Genomic DNA, 20101 nt, shown 5'->3' with positions numbered 1-20101 from the left:
GAGAAAGGACCGCAACATGCTGATGCAAACTCACGAAGCCCGACTGGATGCGCTGAGGAAGGAACTGGCGCGCCGCAAGCTCGATGGTTTCGTGATTCCGATCGCTGACGAACATCTGAGCGAATATGTCGGCGCCTATGCCCAACGGCTGGCCTGGCTGACCGGTTTTGCCGGTTCGGCCGGCGCCGCAGCCGTGCTGGCGGACAAGGCGGCGATCTTCGTCGATGGCCGCTACACCATCCAGGTACGCGATCAGGTGGATGAACGCCTGTTCGATTACCGATCCATCCCTCAGGACGATATCGGCGCATGGCTGGCGAAGAATGCCGCCGCTGGCGCCCGGATCGGCTATGATCCCTGGCTGCACACTGCCGGCTGGGTGCATGCCGCATCGAAACGCATCGCCGCCGCCGGCGGGGAACTGGTGCCGGTCGATGGCAATCCGATTGATGCGGTGTGGGAAGACCAACCCGCCCCCTCCCCCGCTGTGGCCTTCGTGCAGGATGATGCGCTGGCCGGGCGCAGCAGCGCGGAAAAGCGCGCCGATGTCGCCGAATGGCTGAAGGACAAGGAATTCGACGCGGCGGTGATTTCCGCACTCGATTCGGTCGCCTGGCTGCTGAACATCCGCGGCGCCGATGTCGACCGCACGCCGGTGGCGCTGGCCTTCGCCATTGCCCGTGCCGATGGCACCGCCGATCTGTTCATCGCCCCGGAAAAGACCACACCCGAACTGTTGCAGCATCTGGGCAATGCCGTGCGCGTGCGCCCGCGCGGAGAATTCGAAGCGGCGCTGGCGGAATTCAGTGGGAAGACCGTGGCGGTCGATCCGGCCTTCGGCGTGGCGGCGATCATCCAGGCGCTGTCTGCCGCCGGGGCCAATGTGGTGGCCGAACGCGATCCCACCATCCTGCCCAAGGCGCGCAAGAACCCGGTGGAACAGCAGGGCCAGCGCGACGCGCAGGCACGCGACGGCGCAGCGGTGGTCAAATTCCTGCACTGGCTGTCGGTAGCCGCGCCCCACGGCAGCGAAAGCGAACTGTCCGCCGCCGCCCGGCTGCAGGCTTTCCGCGAGGAAACCGGGTTGCTGGTCGATCTGTCGTTCGACACCATTTCGGCCGCCGGGCCCCATGCCGCCATCCCGCATTACCGGGTCGATGAAGCCAGCAATCTGCGGATCGATCCGGGCAGCATCTATCTGGTCGATTCGGGCGGGCAATATCGCGACGGCACCACCGATATCACCCGCACGGTGTGGATCGGTTCGGCCGATGGCACGCATGCACCCAGCATCGAGCAGAAGGACCGCTTCACCCGCGTGCTGCTGGGCCATATCGCCCTGGCGCGGCAGAGCTTCCCGCCGGGCACCAGCGGCGCCCAGCTGGACGTGCTGGCGCGGCAATATCTGTGGCAGGCGGGCGTGGATTATGCCCATGGCACCGGCCATGGCGTGGGCGCCTTCCTGGCGGTGCACGAAGGGCCGCAGCGGATCGCCAAATCACGCGGCGGCCAGGCCGGCACCGATCAGGAACTGCTGTCGGGCATGATCCTGTCCAATGAGCCGGGATATTACAAAGCCGGCGAATATGGCATCCGCATCGAAAATCTGGTGCTGGTCGAACCGCGCGGCATTGGTGGGGCCGAACATGCGGCGCTGGGGTTCGAAACGCTGACCTTCGTGCCGATCGACACCACGCTGATCGATCGCGATCTGCTGGGGGCCGAAGGCGCGGCCTGGCTCAATGCCTATCACGCCGATGTCCGCCAATTGCTGGCGCCGCTGCTGGAAGGCGAAGCGCTGGCCTGGCTCGAAACCGCCTGCGCGGCGATCTGATGAGCGGCACCCCGCCCCGGCTGGAGGATTTCCCGATCCATCTGGGACTGGGTGCCACCGCCGTGGCCCAGCCCGCCTTCCCGCGCGATGAGCGGGCGATGGACTGGTATGGCGATTATGCGCAGCGCCATGCGGCGGACGGAGCGGAAGGGCGGCTGGTGTCATCCTATCGCTTCACCGAAGACTGGACCGGCTGGGAGATGCATCCGGCGGGAGCAGAGGTGGTAATCTGCACCGCCGGGCAGATCACGTTGATCCAGCAGATCGATGACGAAGTGCGCCGCACCAAGCTGGGACCGGGGCAATACGCCATCAATCCGCCGGGGGTGTGGCACACGGCCGATGTGGCCGATTTTGCCGAGGCGATTTTCATCACCGCCGGGCTCGACACGCAGCACCGGCCACGCTGATTCCCTGCATCGAGGCGCTGTTACGGGGCCGGTAACGCCGGATTTTGCCGCCAGATGAACGACTGGCGCCGGACGCGACACTTTGCGACACTTTTCCCCGATCACGGCAAACCCCTGCGACATTGCGGGTTTAGAACCCATTTCAAGGGCAACGGGGCGCCGAACCTCCTCCTCCCCCCTTCTGGACGGCGCCCCGTTGTTCTAACGAACCCAACGGAGTTCTTTGGTAATGCGCAAGATCATCATTCTTTCGCTGGCTGCCGGTGCCACCCTCATGGCCGGCGGCGCAGCATTCGCTCAAGGGCCTGCCCCCGCCCGCCCCGCGCCGGGCGCCGACATCACCCGCGCGCAGGTGCAGGAACGCGCCACCGCCACCTTCGCCCGCATGGATGCCAACAAGGATGGCAAGATCGATGCCGCCGATCGTGAGGTGCGCCAGCGCGCCCGGTTCGACCGGCTGGACGCGGACAAGAACGGCGCCATCAGCTTCGCCGAATTCACCACCCGCCCCGAACGCCCGGAACGTGCCGAAGCACGCCCGCAGGGTGAACCGGGCCAGCGCGCCGAAAGGCGGCGTGGACGCGGTCATCGCGGCGGCGGGTTCGGCATGTTTGGCCCCGGCCCGGGTGCCAAGGACGGCATGACCCAGGCCGAATTCGTGGCTGCCGCGTTGGCACGGTTCGACCAGGCGGACACCGATCGCAACGGCGTGCTGACGCAGGCCGAGCGCAAGGCGGCCCGGCCCGAACGCCCGGAACGCGGCCCGCGTGGTGAGCGTGCGCCCCGACCTGCGCCGAGCGCCAGCTAAGCTGCCCGTGAACGACACAAACCAAATCAGGCTGTTGCTGGTCGACGACGAAGCCAGCCTGCGCGAACCCCTGGCGGAGTATCTCACCCGCCAGGGTTTTGCCGTGCGTGCGGTGGAAGATGCGGCCAAGGCCCGTTCCGCCCTGCTGGAAGACGTGCCCGATCTGGTGCTGCTGGACATCATGATGCCCGGCGAGGACGGATTGTCGCTGTGCCGCCATCTGGTGGAGGCGAAGGATATCCCCACCATCATGCTGACCGCGCGCGGCGAAGCGACCGACCGGATCGTCGGGCTGGAAATCGGCGCCGATGATTATGTCGTCAAACCCTTCGAACCGCGCGAACTGGTCGCCCGCATCCGCAGCGTGCTGCGCCGGGCGGTCAAACCGCCGCCCGCGCCCGAAGAAGACGCCTGCTATGAATTCGAAGGCTGGCACCTGAACCCGCTGAAGCGCCGGCTGACCGATCCCGAAGGGACGGTGGTGCCGATTTCCTCCGCCGAATTCCGCCTGCTGGTCGCCTTCCTCGACCACCCGCGCCAGGTGCTGGATCGCGATCGCCTGCTCGACATGGTGCAGGGGCGGGAGGCGCATCTGTTCGATCGCGCGGTCGACAACCAGATCAGCCGGCTGCGGCGCAAGATGGAAACCGACAGCCGCGACCCCAAGCTGATCCAGACCGTATGGGGCGGCGGTTACCGGCTGGCCGCCGATGTTCGGCGGACCAACACGGACAGAGGGGCAGAGCAAGGCTAGTGCGACGGATCACGCAGTTCCTGATACCCCGCAGCCTGCTGGGGCAGATGCTGCTGTCGGTGGCGCTGGCGCTGCTGGTGGCGCAAACCCTGTCTGTCGTGCTGCAATATCGCGCCGCCGAACAGCGGCGTGATCTGCAGGCCGCCAATGGGCTGGCCTTTCAACTGGTGGCCGATCCGCGCATCGATTACCGGCAGCGCGATTCGCGTTTCCCCGGCGATGAAAGCAAGCGCCGCTGGCTGCGGCTGCGCGTCGAACGCACGCCGGTCAGCCCGGTCCGCGCGGGCGAGAAACGCGATACCAAGCGGGAAGAAACCCTGCGCGCGGTGCTGCTGGAACAGGGTATCGATCCGGTCGATCTGGTGGTGATCAAGCGGATGGCCTCTGCCGACAGCTATGTGCAGGGGCGGCTGCGCGAACGGCGCCTGTGGCGCGATCCGCCCGAATGGGCGAACGGCCCGATGCTGGTGGCCGGCCTGCGCCGCGCCGGCGAAACCGGTTTTTCCGTGGCGCGGGTACCGCTGGAAAGCAGCCAGCCGCGCCACCTCGGTTCCCTGCTGATCCAGACCCTGCTGCTCTATATCGTGCTGGTCGGCGGGCTGGCGCTGCTGCTGCGGCGCATCACCCGGCCGATCGCGGCGCTGACCAGGCGGCTGGAAACCTTTGCCGAAACCCGCGCCACCGAAGGGCAGCTTGAACCGGAAGGCCCGGAAGATACCCGCCGGCTGATCGTGGCGCACAACGCCATGGAAGGGCGCATCGCCGCGCTGATCAATGAAAAGGACGTGATGCTGGGCGCGATCGGGCATGATCTGAAGACCCCGCTGGCCGCCCTGCGCGTGCGCATCGAATCGGTCGAAGATCCGATCGAGCGCGACCGGATGGCCGGCACGATCGAAAACATCACCCGCACGCTCGACGATATTCTCTCGCTCGCCCGCATCGGCCGGCCCACCGGCACGCTGGAACGCACCGATCTGGCCGCGCTGGTCGCCTCCGTGATCGAAGAATATGAAGACATGGGCAAGCCGGTGGAGCTGGGCGACACCCCGCGCATGGCGCTGGCGCTGCGCGCGACATCGCTGCGCCGGGCGATCCGCAATCTGGTGGAAAATGCCCTGCGCTATGCCGGCAGCGCGCGGATCTCGCTCGCTCGCGAAGGCGACATGGCGGTGATCAAGGTGGAAGACGACGGCTGTGGCATTGCCGATGATGACATTGCCGCCATGTTCGAACCCTTCGCCCGGGGCGAGGCATCGCGCAATCGCGAAACCGGCGGCGCCGGGCTGGGCCTGACGCTGGCCCGCGCGATCGCCGAACAGCATGGCGGCACGCTGGTGCTGGCCAACCGCCGCACCGCAGATGGCACGGTGCAGGGCCTGCTGGCAGAGATCCGCCTGCCGCTGGAATAATGCCGCGCTGAGCCCGCAGTTACCCGCAGTTATAGGGGGCTCAGCGCATCAACCCGCCAATCAGATTGCGGGCAAAGCTGCCCAGCCCCGGAATGCCGATCGCCTTGCCGATCTTTTCCGCCACCGTGCCGGCCGCTGCGGTGGAGGCGCGGGTGACCGGGCTGGAGGTGGATGTCTTGCCGCGCACCTTGGCCGCGATAATGGTGCCCGCGCTCGATGCGGCGGCGCCGACGGCAGCCTTGGCCACCTGACCACCCAACCCATCCCACATCGAGGTCGATTTGCGTTCGCGCCGGCCGACTTCTTCGCGCCCTTCCGCCTCCACTTCCTGCGCGGTGGCGGCGGCATCGGCGATCTTCTGCTGGATCACCTCAAAGGCGCTTTCCCGGTCGACCACCGTGTCATACTTGCCGGCGAAGGGGCTGATCGACTGGATGATCGCGCGTTCCTTCGGCGTGACCGGGCCAAGCCGCGAACGCGGCGGGGCGATCAGCGTGCGCTGCACGATCGAGGGGGCACCGTCATCCAGCAGGGTGGACACCAGCGCTTCACCCACCTTCAATTCGGTGATCGCGGTTTCGACATCGAGATCGGGATTGATGCGGAAGGTCTGCGCCGCCGCCTTGATCGCCTTCTTGTCGCGCGGGGTGAAGGCACGCAGCGCATGTTGCACCCGGTTGCCGAGCTGGCCGCCCACTTCCTCCGGCACGTCGATCGGGTTCTGGGTAACGAAATAGACCCCCACGCCCTTGGACCGGATCAGGCGCACGACCTGTTCGATCTTGTCCTGCAGCGCCTTGGGCGCATCGTCGAACAACAGGTGCGCCTCATCGAAAAAGAACACCAGTTTCGGCTTTTCCGGATCGCCCACTTCGGGCAGCACTTCGAACAATTCGGCCAGCAGCCACAGCAGGAAGGTGGCGTAAAGCTTCGGACTGCGCATCAGCCGATCGGCGGCGAGCACATTGATATAGCCGCGCCCCTGATCATCGACCTTCAGGAAATCCTCGATTTCCAGCGCCGGTTCGCCGAAGAACATCGCCCCGCCCTGGCTGTCGAGGCTGAGCAGTTGCCGCTGGATCGCGCCGACCGACTGCTTGCTGACATTGCCATAACGGGTGGTCAGTTCTGCGGCATTTTCCGCCGTATAGGCCAGCATCGCCTGCAGGTCGGCCATGTCGAGCAACAGCAGGCCCTGTTCATCGGCATAGCGGAAGACGATGTTGAGCACGCCTTCCTGCGTGTCGTTCAGATTGAGCAGCCGGGCCAGCAGCAGCGGCCCCATCTCGCTGATGGTGGTGCGGATCGGATGGCCCTGTTCGCCATAGAGATCCCAGAACACCGCTGGATTGTCGGCATAGGCATAATCATCGATGCCCAGTTCCCTGGCCCGCGATTCCAGCGCCGCCGCATTCTTGAACGCCGGCGATCCGGCCATGGAAATGCCCGCCAGATCACCCTTCACATCGGCCACGAATACCGGCACGCCGGCTGCAGAGAAATTTTCGGCAATGCCCTGCAGCGTCACCGTCTTGCCGGTACCGGTGGCACCAGCGATCAGCCCGTGACGATTGGACCGCTTCAGATTGAGGACCTGCCGTTCACCATTGCTGCCCAGGCCAAGGAAAATCTCGCCCATTCGTCACTCCCGCACCAGGTCGATACCGGCGCCGATCTGGCGCAGCAGCAGCCGCCCGGTCAAGCGATAGCGGCGGGGCAAAGCACAGCAGGACATGGACAGATGGCATTTTGGCTATAGAGCGGGGCGAATGGCCGGAGCTGAACCCACCGAACCCTTCGTATTGCTTGACGATGCGCGCGCGCAGGGCGCCAGCGACGCGCAATTGTTCGAAAACCCGCGCGCGCTGTTCATCGCCCACCGGCCCGAAGATGTCGCCCCGGTGCTGGCCGCAGCAGAGGCGGCGCGGCGCGAAAGCGGCGGCACGCTGGCCGGTTATCTGACCTATGAAGCCGGGCTGGCGCTGGAAGCAAAGCTGGAACCGCTGGCATCGGGCCGCAGCGGCAGCACCGGCCCGCTGGTGTGGTTCGGCCTGTTCGACGCCGTGCAGACCATTGCGGCAGCCGATGTGCCCCAATGGCTGGCCACACGGGCGGGCGACAGCGCCGACGGCCCTGCCAGCATCGGGCCGCTGGAACCGCAGCTGTCGATCGGCGGCTATTGCGATGTGTTCGACCGGCTGCAGGATGCGATCCATGCGGGCGATATCTATCAGGCCAATCTGACCATGCCGCTGGCCGGGCCGGCGCGCGGCGATCCGGTGGCGCTCTATGCCGCCATGCGCCCCGGTTCCAACGCCGGCTATGGCGGGCTGATCTTCGACGGCGGCAACTGGCTGCTCAGCTTCAGCCCCGAACTGTTCTTCAGCCTGCGCGGCCGGGCAGCCAAGTGCAAGCCGATGAAGGGCACCCGCCCGCGCGGCCGGACCGATCAGGAAGACGCCGCCCTGGCGCAGGAACTGGCCGCATCGGTCAAGGACCGGGCCGAAAACCTGATGATCGTGGATCTGATGCGCAATGATCTGAGCCGCGTGGCCGTGGCCGGATCGGTGCAGGTGGAACAACCGTTCGAAGTCGAAACCTATCCCACCGTGCACACCATGGTGACCACGGTGCGGGCGCAATTGCAGGACGGGCTGGGCGCGATGGACATGATCCACGCGCTGTTCCCCTGCGGTTCGATCACCGGGGCGCCCAAGATCCGCGCGATGGAACTGATCGACGAGGTCGAACGCGATGCACGCGGGCCCTATTGCGGTGCGATCGGGCGGATCGACGGCAATGGCGATGCGGCCTTCAACGTGGCGATCCGCACCATTCACCTGACCCCGGGGGAAAATCAGCGGCACAAGGCGGTGCTGGGCGTGGGCGGCGCGATCGTGGCCGACAGCGAAGCCTTGTCCGAATGGCGCGAATGTCTGGTGAAGGGCGGCTTTGCCCGCGGCGCGGCCGGTGGACATGATCTGATCGAATCGATGCGCTTCGACCCGGCCGACGGCATTCCGCTGCTGGAACAGCATCTCGAACGGATGAAGACGAGCGCGGGCGAACTGGGCTTCGCCTTCGACCGGCACGATATTCGCAACCGCATCCAGGCGCTGTGCTTCGAACTGGATCAGCCGGCCAAGGTGCGGCTGCTGCTGGCGCGCAGCGGCGAAACGGCGCTGGAAAGCGTGCCCCTGCCCGCCCCGGCCGACGGGCCGATCCGCTGCATCGCCCTGCCGCTGCCCGTGGTTTCGGGTGACTGGCGCCTGCGCCACAAGACCACCGACCGCAGTTTCTACGAACAGGCGCTGGCCGTGGCCAAGGCACAGGACGCGGGGGAGGCGTTGCTGGTGCGGCCCGATGGGCTGGTAACCGAAGGCAGCTTCACCAATATCTTCATCGAACGCGACGGAACACTGCTGACCCCGCCCGCGCATCTGGGGCTGCTGCCGGGCGTGCTGCGCTGGCAGATGCTGGAAGATGGCCGTGCGGTGGAGGCGGAACTGACGCTGGACGATCTGCAGACAGCCAATCTGGCCGGGGGCTTCTTCCTCGGCAATGCCGTGCGCGGGCTGATGCGCGCCGAGGTGATATCATGAGCCACCAACATCTGAGCCAGTCGCTGAAGCGGATCCAGGCATCCCCGACCACCGCCATGACCGATCGCGCGACGGAACTGCGTGAAGCCGGGCGGGACATCATTTCGCTGTCCGTGGGCGAACCCGATTTCCCCACGCCCGCGCATGTGATCGATGCCGCCAAGGCAGCGCTCGATGCCGGCGATACGCGCTACACTCCGGTCACCGGCACCGCCCGACTGAAGCGGGCGGCAGCGCTGCATTTCCAGCGTGATCTGGGCATCACCGCCGATCCGGCCAGCATCATCGTCACCGCCGGGGGCAAGCAGGCCATTTTCGAAGCCTTTGCCGCCACGGTGAGTCCGGGGGACGAGGTGATCGTGCCCAGCCCCTGGTGGGTCAGCTATCCGCAGATGGTGCGCTTTGCCGGGGGCAGCGTGGTGCCGCTGATCACCCATGCCCATCACGGGTTCCGTTTCGATCCCGCCGATCTGGAAGCGCTGATCACCCCCAGCACCCAATGGCTACTGCTCAACAGCCCGGGCAACCCCACCGGCGCGGTCTATCCGCGCAAGCTGCTGGAAGGGATCGGCGATGTGCTGCGCCGCCATCCGCAGGTGCTGGTGCTGGCAGACGATATCTATTCCCCGCTGATCTATTCGGACGAACCGCACAGCAGCTTTGCCGCCGTCTGCCCCGATCTGGCCGATCGCGTGCTGACCGTGTCCGGCGTTTCCAAAAGCCATGCGATGACCGGCTTCCGCATCGGTGTTGCCACGGGCCCTGCCTGGCTGATCGAGGCGATGGGCCGGTTGCAGAGCAATGCCAGCGGCAACCCGACCTCCATCAGCCAGGCCGCCGCCGCCGCCGCCTTCGAAGGGCCGCAGGATTTCTTGGTGCAATGGCGCGAACGGTTCCGCATCCGGCGCGATCTGGTGGTGACGGCGATCAACGCCATCCCCGGCCTGTCGACGCCGCAGCCCGATGGCGCATTCTACTGCTTTATCGATGCCACCCCGCTGATGGACCGGTTCGGGGATGACAATGCGCTGGCGCTGCATTTGCTCGAACATGGGGTGGCGGTTGTCGCCGCCAGCGCGTTTGGCGGGAAAGACGGGTTCCGGATCAGCTTCGCCGCCGACGAAGCCGTTCTGGCAGAAGCTTTGCGGCGAATTGCAGAGGCCCTGTCATGATACCGATCCTGTTCGAAGATGCCGAAGCCCTGGTGATCAACAAGCCCGGTGGCCTGCCGGTGGAACAGCCGCGCGCCGGTGGTCCTTCGCTCGATGCGCAGTTCCCCTCGCTCCGGCTGGGGTTCCAGCGTGAACCGGTGGCCGTGCATCGGCTCGATACCGATACCTCCGGCTGCCTGCTGCTGGCCCGCAACCCCAAGGCGCTGACCCGCTTTTCCCGCGCGTTCGAGGAACGGCAGGTCAGCAAGCTTTATTACGGCGTGCTGGCGGGCGTGCCCGAACAGACCGAAGGCACCGTGGCGCTGTCGCTGAGCAAGATCAGCAGCGCAGAGGCCGGCTGGCGGATGATTCCGGCCAAAAAGGGCAAGCCGGCCGTTACCCACTGGCAATTGATCGAAGTGCAAGCCGGGCTGGCACTGGTGGCATTCCGCCCCGAAACCGGCCGCACCCATCAGATTCGCGTCCATGCCGCCAGCGGCATCGGCATCCCGCTGCTGGGCGATCCGGTCTATGGTGCCGGCCCCAAGGGCCCCGATGGCGCGCGGATCAAGCGCACCATGCTGCACGCCGCCGGCCTGCGGATCGAGCGGGAGGGCAAGGAGCCCGTGATCGCCCATGCGATTCTGCCCGCCGACATGCGCGCGTTGGGCTTTGCCGAACCGGCAGGCGGTTTTGCCGAACCGGACGTGGCCGATCAGGCAGCGGACAGCGAAGATTGATTCGCCATGGCTGACGTGGTGGCCCGGACATGACGCGGAAGGACAATTCCCTGCCGGTTTCGGGCCACTCCTTCACGCATGATTCGGTGCCGGATCGATGGTAGCCATTCCGATCACCCGCTATATCGCCATCGACAGCGATGAGCTGGAAGAATCCTTCACCCGTTCTTCCGGGCCGGGCGGCCAGCATGTGAACACGACCGACAGCGCGGTGATGCTGCGATTCGATGTCGCGCGGACCCCCAATCTGCCCGATGTGGTCAAGCATCGGCTGGCGGAAATTGCCGGATCGCGGATGACACGCGACGGCGTGCTGGTGTTGCGGAGCGAGGGCGCACGGTCCCAGCTGTTCAACCGTCAGGAAGTGCGCGATCGGCTGATCGACATGATCCGGGAGGCCCTGATCGTTCCGAAAAAGCGCCGCCCGACAAAACCGTCCAAGGCAGCGAAAGCCCGCCGCGTGGATGCCAAAACCCGGCGCTCCACCGTGAAGGCGGGACGCGGCAAGGTGGACTGGTAAGCCCGCCGGCCTGCTGCCAAAGGGGTGCGGGCGAGCATTGACTTTTGCGGTGTCCTATCGCATTGGCCCGCCGGTAGGGCGGCGCCGCGCGCGTCGCCCGTGTTATTTTCGGGCTACCGGCCCATAGCGAATCTGGAACTGAGACCATGGCGAAGCCAGCAACCATCAAGATCCGTCTGAACTCGACGGCCGACACCGGCTTCTTCTACGTGACCAAGAAGAATCCGCGCAACACGACCGAAAAGATGACCTTCCGCAAGTATGACCCGGTCGTGCGCAAGCATGTCGAGTTCAAGGAAGGCAAGATCAAGTAAGCAGACTGCGGATAACATGAACCCGGCCACCGGGCCGGGTTCACCGTTGGTTCAATACTTGTGCAATAGGCGTCGGAGCATGCGTTTGATCAAGCTCATCTCCGCCCTTCCGCTCCGCGCCGCCACCGCCGGAGCGCTCGCCCTGGCCGTGCCGGGCGCAGCCATTCTTTTCGCGCCCCCGGCCGCCGCCCAGGCGGATCCGCTTGATCGCGTGGTTGCCGCCCTGCGCGGCATCACTACCATGCGCGCGAACTTCACCCAGACCGATCGCAACGGCCAGACCGTCAGCGGCGTGCTGACACTGAAACAGCCGGGCAAGATCCGGTTCGAATATGCGCGCGGCGTCAACATGCTGGTCGTGTCCGACGGCAAGTCGCTGACGCTGGCGGATTATGACGTGCAGCAGCTGCAGCGCTGGCCGATCAGCAATTCTCCGCTCGGTGCCCTGCTCGATCCCAATCGCGATGTGAAACGCTTCGGCAAGCTGCTGCCGACCGGAAATGCCGGCGTCTACAGCATCGAGGTGCGCGATCCGTCCAAACCGGAATATGGCATCATTACCCTGGTGTTCGTGACCAAGGCCGGTGCGCCCGGCGGGTTGGAACTGAGCAGCTGGGTGGCGCTGGATGCACAGAATCAGCGCACCACAGTGCGGCTGTCCAATCATCAGTATGGCCTGTCCGTTCCTGACAGCACTTTCCGTTATCGCGACCCGCGGCCCGCCAATCGTCGCCCGGGATGACCGGTTCAGCGCCCAGGCGTTTATGGGCTGCGACGGGGCGTAGTTCCTCATTCATTTACCAGCAAGCCGTCTGGTCATAGTGTGCTTGGGCAAGTCAGCGAGCGAGTGGGTTTCCCCCCTGTTGCCCCATACGCTCACATGCCGGCTTGCAAGGCGTGACGAACGCTTAACGGAACCCCCGTCCCAATGCCCCCGGGACGGGGGTTTTCGATTCTCCGGCGCTTGGCGAATCACCTCGCCTGCGTGCTTGCCGCCCGGGGCATCGCCGCCTATCTCCCCGCCATGGTCACACCCACGATTTCTGTCGCCAGCTGGAACATCAACTCCGTTCGCCTGCGCGCGCCGCTGGTGGAGAAATTCCTGACGGAACAAGCACCCGATGTGCTGTGCCTGCAGGAAATAAAATGCCAGGAACCGCAGTTCCCCTATGAAACCTTCCGTGCGCTCGGGTACGAACATTTCGCCGTGCACGGGCAGAAGGGATATCACGGCGTCGCCACGGTCAGCCGCATTCCGCTGAAACCCTTTTCCCGCCACGACTGGCAGGACAATGGTGAAGCCCGCCATGTCGGCGTCGAACTGCTCGGTCCGGGCGGCAATGTGATTATCGAGAATGTCTATATTCCGGCCGGCGGCGACGAACCCGACCGCCTGATCAACCCGAAGTTCGGGCAGAAGCTCGATTTCCTCGAACGCATGACCCAATGGGCCGGCAAGATCGACCGCCCCACGCTGATCGTCGGCGATTTCAATGTCGCGCCGCTCGAATCGGATGTGTGGAATCACAAACAGCTGCTCAAGGTGGTCAGCCACACCCCGATCGAGGTCGAAACCTTGCAGCGGTTCAAGGATGCGCATGGCTGGACCGATATTGGTCGCGAGCACATCCGCGCGCCCGACCGCTATTATTCCTGGTGGAGCTATCGCGCGAAGGATTGGCGCGTGGGCGACCGCGGGCGGCGGCTCGATCACATGTGGGCCTCCCCCGATCTGGCGCGGCAGGCGACCGGTCACCGCGTGATCGAGGATGCCCGCGACTGGACCCAGCCGTCCGACCACGTGCCCCTGATCACGGAGTTTACACTCTGAGTTCGGGCAGCCCCGTCCCGCTTCCGCCCGCGCCCCCGGCCCGCCGCGCCGCCCAGGCCGTTGACGGGTTGCGCCATGGCTGGCCGCTGATCGCCGTTCCCGATGGCGCATCGGCGCCCCTGCTGCTGCCGGTGGAAACGGCACCGGGCGATGTGCAATCGCGGCGCATGCTCATTTCTGCCGCGCGCGCCGCGACACTGAAGCTGGGCAATCAGAAACCGGCCACCGATTCGGCATCACCGGTGCTGATCGGTGCGACATTCCCGATCGATCTGACCACCGCCCAGGCGATTGCCGATCCGACGCTGGATCTGTCCTGGCCGCTGAAGGGGCCCTTCACTGCCGAACCGTTGCCCTGGCGGGCCGAAGCGGCCGAGGCGATGGAACTGGCCCGGATCGCCGGCATCCTGCCCGCCTTCCTGGTCGATCCCGTTTCGGTCAGCGAGCCGCTGCCCTTTGCCGCGGGCGATTCGGCGGCGCTGCGCGACCCCGAACAGCTGGTGATCGCCACCCGCGCGCGCCTGCCGATCGCGGCGAGCGAGGAGGCGGAGATCATCGCCTTCCGCAGCATCAACGACACGCGCGAACATGTCGCGCTGATCATCGGCAGCCAGAACGGCGACCGCCAGCCGCTGGTGCGGCTGCATTCCGAATGCCTGACCGGCGATATCCTGGGCAGCCTGAAATGCGATTGCGGGCCGCAGCTGGACGCCGGGCTGGCTGCGATGGCGCGCGAAGCGGCCAATGGTGGTTGGGGCGTGCTGCTCTATCTGCGGCAGGAAGGGCGCGGGATCGGCCTGATCAACAAGCTGCGGGCCTATCGCCTGCAGGATCAGGGGTTCGACACGCTGGAAGCGAACCGCCGGCTTGGCCTGCCCGAGGAAGCCCGCGATTTCGGCGTGGCCGCGGCGATGCTGCGGCTGATCGGGGCCCGATCCATCCGGCTGCTGACCAACAACCCGCAGAAAGTTGCCGTGCTGGAATCAGCCGGCGTGACCGTGGCTGAACGCGTGCCCCATCAACTGCCGGCCAATCCGCACAACAGCCGCTATCTGGATACCAAGCGCGATCACGCCGGGCACCTGCTGATCTGATCGGCGGCGGGGCTGCCCCTTGGCAGTTACAGCCCGTTGGCAGAGGTGCAATTGCTCTTGGCCGGGAAGCCTTCGACGCTCAGCACCGGGTGATAGATCGCGCCGCGCCCGCGATAGCTGGCGGTGCGGGTGATGGTGGTGGGAATATCGAACCAGCGCATCATCTCACCGGTGAAGAACGGCTGATAGCTGTAGCTGACCTGTGCATGGAACAGGGGTTCCGCCAGCCTGAGCTGTCGCCCGATCGATGCCGCAACGGTGCTGCTGCCGACGCAGCCGATCACGCGCGGCGCGGCGGTCAGGCCGCCATCGAAGCGCTGCCATTTGATCCGGTTCACATCAGGCTGGCCATCATTGTTGGAATCTTCACCGAGCACCGCCGATATGATTAGCCGGCCATTGCCACGAACGTCGAGCGGGGCCGCCGCGACATCCATCGCAGACATGATGTCGTAGATCTGCACTTCGGACAGGGGGTTTTCCGACGCCCCGTTCCGCGCCACCAGATCGGCCGACATGTTCGCCAGCCGCTGGACCTTCATATGCGTCAGGATCAGCCAGGTGATTTCCATTCCCGAACCGATCACGGCGATGAACAGCGGCAGCGCCAGGGCGAATTCCACGGCGGATACCGCGCGGGTGGAACGGCGCAGGGCGCGCAGAGATCGAAAGCGCATCATGGTGTCGCCACCCCTTTTTCCGGTTCGTTGCGGGTGACGATGCTGGTGCGCATGTCCATGCGCTCGCCGAAGATCGGACGCATCAGCGCAAAATAGGGTTCAATCGGATAGACCACGGTGAAGCGCACGACATCCCCGACATCGCCCAGCCTCCCTGCCACCGGTACACTGTCATCACGCACGCCATTGCCGTTGCGGTCATGAAACGGTTCGCCTTCGTCATAGACGCCGTTTTCGTTCAGATCCTCAAACGCCTCCGGATAGGAGTCTCCCACGGTCTTGTAGACCGTGGTGGCAATCGACATCGAATGCCCCTGCGCCGTCTGATAGGGGGACATCAGATCGGTGATGCGCGCCCGCATGCGCGTGTCGCGGGCGTCCTCATCCAGCGTCATCCGTGCAACACTGTCGCGCGCGGCAGTATTCACCGCCCCTTCCAGCGCCGTCTTGACCATCATGTAATGCCCGGCCTCGATCGTGCCGGTGATCAGCATGATCATGACCGGCGCCAGCATGGCGAATTCCACCGCCGATACGCCGCGCGTATCCCTGCGCAATCTGCGAAACATGGCGCCCCTCACTGTGTCAGGTGGAGATCGACCAGATCGACCGCGATCTGGCGGAAAGCGTTCTGGATCTGCGTCTGGTTACTGGTCTGCAGATAGTTGGAGCCGGCACAGGCACGAAAGACCGGATTGGCGTCATCGCTCCCCTTCATCAGTGAAACGATGTAAACTCGGATATTGTCCCGCTTGGCATTCTCGCACACCCGCGCGAAGCGGCGCATGACCTGATTCTTGAAGGCACCGGCGGTGTCGGACGTGCTGATCCGCCTGTCACGCAAGGCGCCATAAGCGCCGTACCACGCGCTTTCGCCAGCAGCCTGGGTTTCGCCATCGGTCATGAAGACGAGCGCCTTGATCGGTTCTTCCGACGGGACGGGATTGGTTCGGGTGAATATGTCGTCGCGGGTCAGCAACCGATATCCCCACAACATACCGATATGATGCAGTGTGCCCGACGCGGGCATCAACGCATGATTGTCCACGTTGATGTAATCATCATAATCCTTCTTCAAGCGCCCATACTGAATGTCCATCGCCTCGCTGGGGCATTGCCAGTTCGGAGTGGGCATTCCCAGATTGCGCCCCTGCGCGGGATATCCGTAGTTGCCGTTGGGTGTGTCCCAGTAAGTCGTGGAGGTCATGTAGGGAATGCGTGAATAATCAACCTTCCAGGCGGCGGCATCGCCCGGCTTGTAATAGCCGCCATCCGATTCACGAACAATGACATCGTCAGTCTGACTGGAATTCTGGTAGTTCAGCCCGATATAATAATCATAGAAATGCTGGCGATAGGCAGCCGTATTCGCCAATGTTTGCCCCAATGTGCCTGTCGCGTTGAGCGGCTGCAAACGGTAAAGATTGTTGCGGCGACCGTTGCCTTTTTCGGATCTGGTATGAATGGGCTGATAGTTCGCCGGCAATTGCGGCGTAATGAACCAGCCACCCATTCCCGTTTTTGTCTGCGCCGAAGGCGGGAAATGATAGGGTCTGACGCCAGGTCGGCCATCCTCCCCCGGCAAAACCTTGTCCACATCGAAGGCGCCCGGCGTGATGGTGGTCGGATCGGTGCCCAAATCCCTCACGGTCGGATCGTTTTCCACGCACCCCATCCACCCAAGGGCCGGATCGCCGCCATAGGCTGCAACATTGGTAAAACCGTCACGCTGAGCGACCGGGATTTTGTATTTGTTCAGAACCGCGCCCACATTGGTCGTAACCGTATAGGTGACATAGCCCATGGCCAGGTCAGCCCGGCTGTCCTGACCCTGATGCAGGATGTTGTTGAAATCGAGCATGGCCTGCTGAAGCGCGTAAATACGCGTCGTGCCCTCGGGAACCTTTTCCTCCATCGAACCGGTGTTATCCAGCACCACCATCACTTCGAGCGGCTTGGGCTGCATCTCGGCGGTGGCCGTGACGGCGATCTGCACCGTGCCGAAGCCGAAGATTTTCATGAAGGCCATCGGCAGATCGGTGACCGCGTCCACCTTCACCCGGTTGACGCCTTGGACCGTCTGGAAATCCGATGCCGGATCCATTTCGGCGCTGCCGAGATATCCGGTGGGGACATTGGCGTAAAAGTAATTGTCGACCTGCTCCACGCGCTGGTCGGTCAGGCCGAAGGAGCGCGCCCCGGCCATGGCGCCGGCATCCACCCCGGCCTGCATCTGAGCGCGGACCATATAGATCCGCCCGACATCGACCGCAGAACCAATTGCCGCGAGCGCCGGGATCAGCCCGACCGCCATCATCGGCAGCGTGGCACCCGACCTGTCCTGAACCAATCGAGAAAAAGCCTGCCGCAACCCCATCGGATAACCCCCATTGAACGGCTAACCATGTAGGAAGGGGTACTTAACAAGCTGTAACCAGCCAGTACCACGCGCTGCAATATTTGAAATTTTACAAATATTATCAATTAACTTTGAGGTTAATAACGGAGGCACTCAGTCCGTTTTGCCGGCTGCCTGTCACTCTGCAGGAAATTGTTCGGCTTGTTTAAGCGGGCCGACCTCCGGCCGCTTGCACCCGATCAGCGGCGCTCGAATGTGCGCAGGCCCGGGCCCAGATCATTGCTGCCCAACGCCAGCTGATCGCCCGACCAATCGGCCACGAAGGCCGTTTCGCGGTTCACCCCGGGGGCCAGCCGCGCATCGTTCGACACGATCGCCAACCCGGTGCTGGGGTGGGCGCGCCCTTCCGCCGCGACGGCGATGAAGGCGGAGAAGTTTTCCTTGCTCTGCCCCTGGACGAAACGGTTGTTGCTGATCTGACCCACGGCGCCGCCGGGCAAGTCGATCATGTAATTGGTCTGCGCCCCGCGCGCATCGTCGAAACTGGAACTGGCGATATCCACCCGGGCCGCACGGCTCTTCACATAATGGCCGCCCTGCCCCTCTTCAAACCGGCTGCGGGTCACGCGCAGATGGCCGTAATCGCCGGTGTAGATCGAATGGGCACAGCCGCCCGATCCCTCGCAGGTGCCCAGCCGGGTGAAGGTGGACCGATCGACCACGATCTGGCCATTGCTGTCGGCGGCGGTCAGGATGCCCTGCTGGCTGTCACGAAACCAGCTCTGCGCCACGGTCAGATTGCCGCGTTCCAGCCGGATGCCGGCGCCATTGTATTCGGGCACATGCATGTTCTGGAACACCAGCCCGGCCACATCGGCATTGCGCCCGCGCAGCACCAGCGCCGCCTTGCCTTCGCAGATCGTGCTGTCGAACACCGCCGCGCCCGGCTCGGTCGCGAGATAGGCGATTTCCCCTGCTTCCTGCACCGCACACTGGTTGTAACGGCCCGGTGCGATCGCGATCGTGCCCTGGCCGTTTCCGATGGCATCCACCGCCTGCTGCAACCGGTCGAAGCTGCGCCCGGTCTCGATCACGGTGAAGGGGCGTGCCCGATCCTGCGCCAGCACGCCGCCTGCCGGAATAACCGCCACCGCCAGGGCGGCAATCGCCCCGGACAGGAGCGTGAAACGGCGGGCCGGCAGATGCGAGGCAGAATCATGCATGAGGCCCGCTATAGGCGGCCGGGGTTAACGAGCCGCTAAGCCTGTTCCCCGCCTCCGCCCGGCGGCCGGCCACGCCGGGCACCGCGGGCGGCCGCCAGCGTTATCCCCCGCCGGGCCAGGGCTTCGCGCAGCAGCACTTCGATCTCTGCATTGACCGATCGCAGATCCTGCGCCGCCAGCCGCTCGATCGCCGCGTGCAGCGCGGGGTCGAGCCGCAGGGCAAAAGCCTTCTTGTCGGATTGCGGCATGGGTCAGGCGCAATCGCTATCGGCTGCGCAGTTCACTGGTATAGCGTGCCGGCATTGACCACGGGGTTCACCTCCCGCTCTCCGCATAACACCACCATCAGATTGCTGACCATGGCCGCGCGGCGTTCATCGTCCAGTTCGACGATCTGATCCTGCGACAGCTTGGCCAGCGCCATGTCGACCATGCTGACCGCCCCCATCACCAGCTTGGCCCGGGCGGCGATCACCGCCTCTGCCTGCTGCCGGCGCAGCATCGCGCCGGCGATTTCCGGGGCATAGGCCAGATGGGTCAGCCCCGCTTCGTCCACATGGATGCCGGCCGCGGCCAGCCGATCGTTGAGTTCGACGCGCAGTTCATGATTGATCTGTTCACCATTGGAACGCAGCGTCACCTCCCCTTCCTCGATATCGTCATAGGGGTGACGCGAACCGACCGTGCGCAGGCCGGCATCGATCTGGATGTTCACGAATTCCTTGTAATCATCCACATCGAACACCGCCTGCGCCGTGTCGCGCACGCGCCAGACGACATTGCATGCCATTTCAATCGGATTGCCGCGCAGATCGTTGATCTTCACCTTTTCCGAATGGAGATTGTGCGCCCGGACAGAAACCTTGCGCCGGATCATCCACGGCCACACCCAGCGCAGCCCGGCCGTCCGGTCTGTTCCGCGATAGGCACCAAACAGCGTGATCACGGCCGATGTGTTGGGCTGGATCATGAAGAACCCCGGCATGATCAGCAGAGCCACCACTGCAGCCAGCACCACCATCACCCCACCTATCGCGCTGGGCCCGTAAAGATTGAAGCTGATGATGCGCCACACCACGAACACCACCATGGCCAGCCCCAGCAGCAGCGCCAGATAACCATTGAAGCTGTGTGCCGGCCGTTCCTGGCTGGGGGTCATGGCGGTTCTGCCGTCAGACATCGCGATCCTCCTCCTGATATAAATATGATATCATTATTATATCGAAAAATGATTCCGCGCAACGGGCCTTGTAATGGGGGTGCGGGCACCCATCTTGCGGGTGCGGGCCGGGCTCGCATCGCGGTGTCAGCCTCCCCCCTCAGGCCCACACTGCAGAGCCGGACCGTATCGGAGATGCCGATGCTGCGC

At 64.7% G+C, this 20101-nt stretch carries 20 protein-coding genes; 13 read left to right on the top strand and 7 right to left on the bottom strand.

Annotation, left to right across the window (positions count from 1 at the left end):
* Positions 1–16 precede the first annotated feature (16 nt).
* The 5 genes from GRI97_RS01520 (at position 17) to GRI97_RS01500 (ending at position 5218) form a co-directional block, all read left to right on the top strand.
* Complete coding sequence (locus tag GRI97_RS01520) at positions 17–1834, top strand: aminopeptidase P family protein (RefSeq protein ID WP_235917572.1); 1818 nt, start codon at positions 17–19, stop codon at positions 1832–1834.
* Positions 1834–2244, top strand: coding sequence for a cupin domain-containing protein (locus GRI97_RS01515; RefSeq protein WP_161389379.1), 411 nt, complete (start codon positions 1834–1836; stop codon positions 2242–2244). The genes GRI97_RS01520 and GRI97_RS01515 overlap by 1 nt, the downstream gene beginning before the upstream one ends.
* A 229-nt stretch (positions 2245–2473) precedes the next feature.
* Complete coding sequence (locus GRI97_RS01510) at positions 2474–3052, top strand: EF-hand domain-containing protein (RefSeq protein WP_161389378.1); 579 nt, start codon at positions 2474–2476, stop codon at positions 3050–3052.
* Positions 3053–3059: 7 nt separating this feature from the next.
* Positions 3060–3806 carry a response regulator gene (locus tag GRI97_RS01505; RefSeq protein WP_161389377.1) on the top strand — a complete coding sequence of 249 codons (747 nt, stop codon included), beginning with the start codon at positions 3060–3062 and terminating at the stop codon, positions 3804–3806.
* On the top strand, positions 3806–5218 hold the full coding sequence (locus tag GRI97_RS01500; RefSeq protein WP_328598474.1) for a sensor histidine kinase: 1413 nt from the start codon (positions 3806–3808) through the stop codon (positions 5216–5218). The genes GRI97_RS01505 and GRI97_RS01500 overlap by 1 nt, the downstream gene beginning before the upstream one ends.
* 40 nt (positions 5219–5258) lie before the next feature.
* On the opposite strand, the gene GRI97_RS01495 is transcribed toward GRI97_RS01500, so the two are convergent.
* A complete protein-coding gene (locus GRI97_RS01495) occupies positions 5259–6857 on the bottom strand; it encodes a helicase HerA-like domain-containing protein (RefSeq protein ID WP_161389376.1) in 1599 nt (532 codons plus the stop codon).
* 130 nt (positions 6858–6987) lie between these two features.
* Between GRI97_RS01495 and pabB the strand changes: the two genes are divergently transcribed.
* The 8 genes from pabB to ribA all read left to right on the top strand — a co-directional run bounded on the left by pabB (position 6988) and on the right by ribA (position 14470).
* Complete coding sequence (pabB, locus tag GRI97_RS01490) at positions 6988–8820, top strand: aminodeoxychorismate synthase component I (RefSeq protein ID WP_161389375.1); 1833 nt, start codon at positions 6988–6990, stop codon at positions 8818–8820.
* On the top strand, positions 8817–9992 hold the full coding sequence (locus tag GRI97_RS01485; RefSeq protein WP_235917571.1) for a pyridoxal phosphate-dependent aminotransferase: 1176 nt from the start codon (positions 8817–8819) through the stop codon (positions 9990–9992). The genes pabB and GRI97_RS01485 overlap by 4 nt, the downstream gene beginning before the upstream one ends.
* On the top strand, positions 9989–10711 hold the full coding sequence (locus GRI97_RS01480; protein ID WP_161389374.1) for an RluA family pseudouridine synthase: 723 nt from the start codon (positions 9989–9991) through the stop codon (positions 10709–10711). The genes GRI97_RS01485 and GRI97_RS01480 overlap by 4 nt, the downstream gene beginning before the upstream one ends.
* 97 nt (positions 10712–10808) lie before the next feature.
* Positions 10809–11231, top strand: a complete 423-nt coding sequence (arfB, locus tag GRI97_RS01475) for an alternative ribosome rescue aminoacyl-tRNA hydrolase ArfB (protein ID WP_161389373.1) — start codon at positions 10809–10811, stop codon at positions 11229–11231.
* A 146-nt stretch (positions 11232–11377) separates the two neighbouring features.
* Positions 11378–11545: a 50S ribosomal protein L33 gene (rpmG, locus tag GRI97_RS01470; protein WP_039097412.1), complete on the top strand. Its 168-nt coding sequence runs from the start codon at positions 11378–11380 to the stop codon at positions 11543–11545.
* A 79-nt stretch (positions 11546–11624) separates the two neighbouring features.
* Complete coding sequence (locus tag GRI97_RS01465; protein ID WP_161389372.1) at positions 11625–12287, top strand: LolA family protein; 663 nt, start codon at positions 11625–11627, stop codon at positions 12285–12287.
* A 282-nt stretch (positions 12288–12569) separates the two neighbouring features.
* On the top strand, positions 12570–13376 hold the full coding sequence (locus tag GRI97_RS18515) for an exodeoxyribonuclease III (RefSeq protein WP_235917670.1): 807 nt from the start codon (positions 12570–12572) through the stop codon (positions 13374–13376).
* Positions 13377–13444: 68 nt separating this feature from the next.
* Positions 13445–14470: a GTP cyclohydrolase II gene (gene ribA / locus GRI97_RS01460; protein WP_235917570.1), complete on the top strand. Its 1026-nt coding sequence runs from the start codon at positions 13445–13447 to the stop codon at positions 14468–14470.
* Positions 14471–14496: 26 nt separating this feature from the next.
* Here the strand turns inward: ribA and GRI97_RS01455 are convergent, their stop codons facing one another.
* The 6 genes from GRI97_RS01455 to GRI97_RS01430 form a co-directional block, all read right to left on the bottom strand.
* On the bottom strand, positions 14497–15150 hold the full coding sequence (locus GRI97_RS01455) for a TadE/TadG family type IV pilus assembly protein (protein ID WP_161389370.1): 654 nt from the start codon (positions 15148–15150) through the stop codon (positions 14497–14499).
* The gene (locus GRI97_RS01450; RefSeq protein ID WP_161389369.1) at positions 15147–15719 is read right to left on the bottom strand and encodes a TadE/TadG family type IV pilus assembly protein; all 573 of its coding nucleotides are present in this window, start codon (positions 15717–15719) and stop codon (positions 15147–15149) included. The genes GRI97_RS01455 and GRI97_RS01450 overlap by 4 nt, the downstream gene beginning before the upstream one ends.
* A gap of 8 nt (positions 15720–15727) precedes the next feature.
* Positions 15728–17500: a TadE/TadG family type IV pilus assembly protein gene (locus GRI97_RS01445; protein WP_161389368.1), complete on the bottom strand. Its 1773-nt coding sequence runs from the start codon at positions 17498–17500 to the stop codon at positions 15728–15730.
* A gap of 248 nt (positions 17501–17748) precedes the next feature.
* The gene (locus GRI97_RS01440) at positions 17749–18732 is read right to left on the bottom strand and encodes a right-handed parallel beta-helix repeat-containing protein (protein WP_161389367.1); all 984 of its coding nucleotides are present in this window, start codon (positions 18730–18732) and stop codon (positions 17749–17751) included.
* A gap of 35 nt (positions 18733–18767) precedes the next feature.
* Positions 18768–18980, bottom strand: a complete 213-nt coding sequence (locus GRI97_RS01435) for a toxin-antitoxin system HicB family antitoxin (RefSeq protein WP_161389366.1) — start codon at positions 18978–18980, stop codon at positions 18768–18770.
* Positions 18981–19012: 32 nt separating this feature from the next.
* Positions 19013–19912, bottom strand: coding sequence for an SPFH domain-containing protein (locus GRI97_RS01430; RefSeq protein ID WP_161389365.1), 900 nt, complete (start codon positions 19910–19912; stop codon positions 19013–19015).
* Positions 19913–20101 lie beyond the last annotated feature (189 nt).

The sequence above is a fragment of the Croceibacterium xixiisoli genome (assembly GCF_009827305.1).
GTDB classification, from domain to species: Bacteria; Pseudomonadota; Alphaproteobacteria; order Sphingomonadales; family Sphingomonadaceae; genus Croceibacterium_C; species Croceibacterium_C xixiisoli.
Note: the sequence above shows the minus strand (reverse complement) of the source record. Positions and strands in the feature narration are given on the sequence as shown.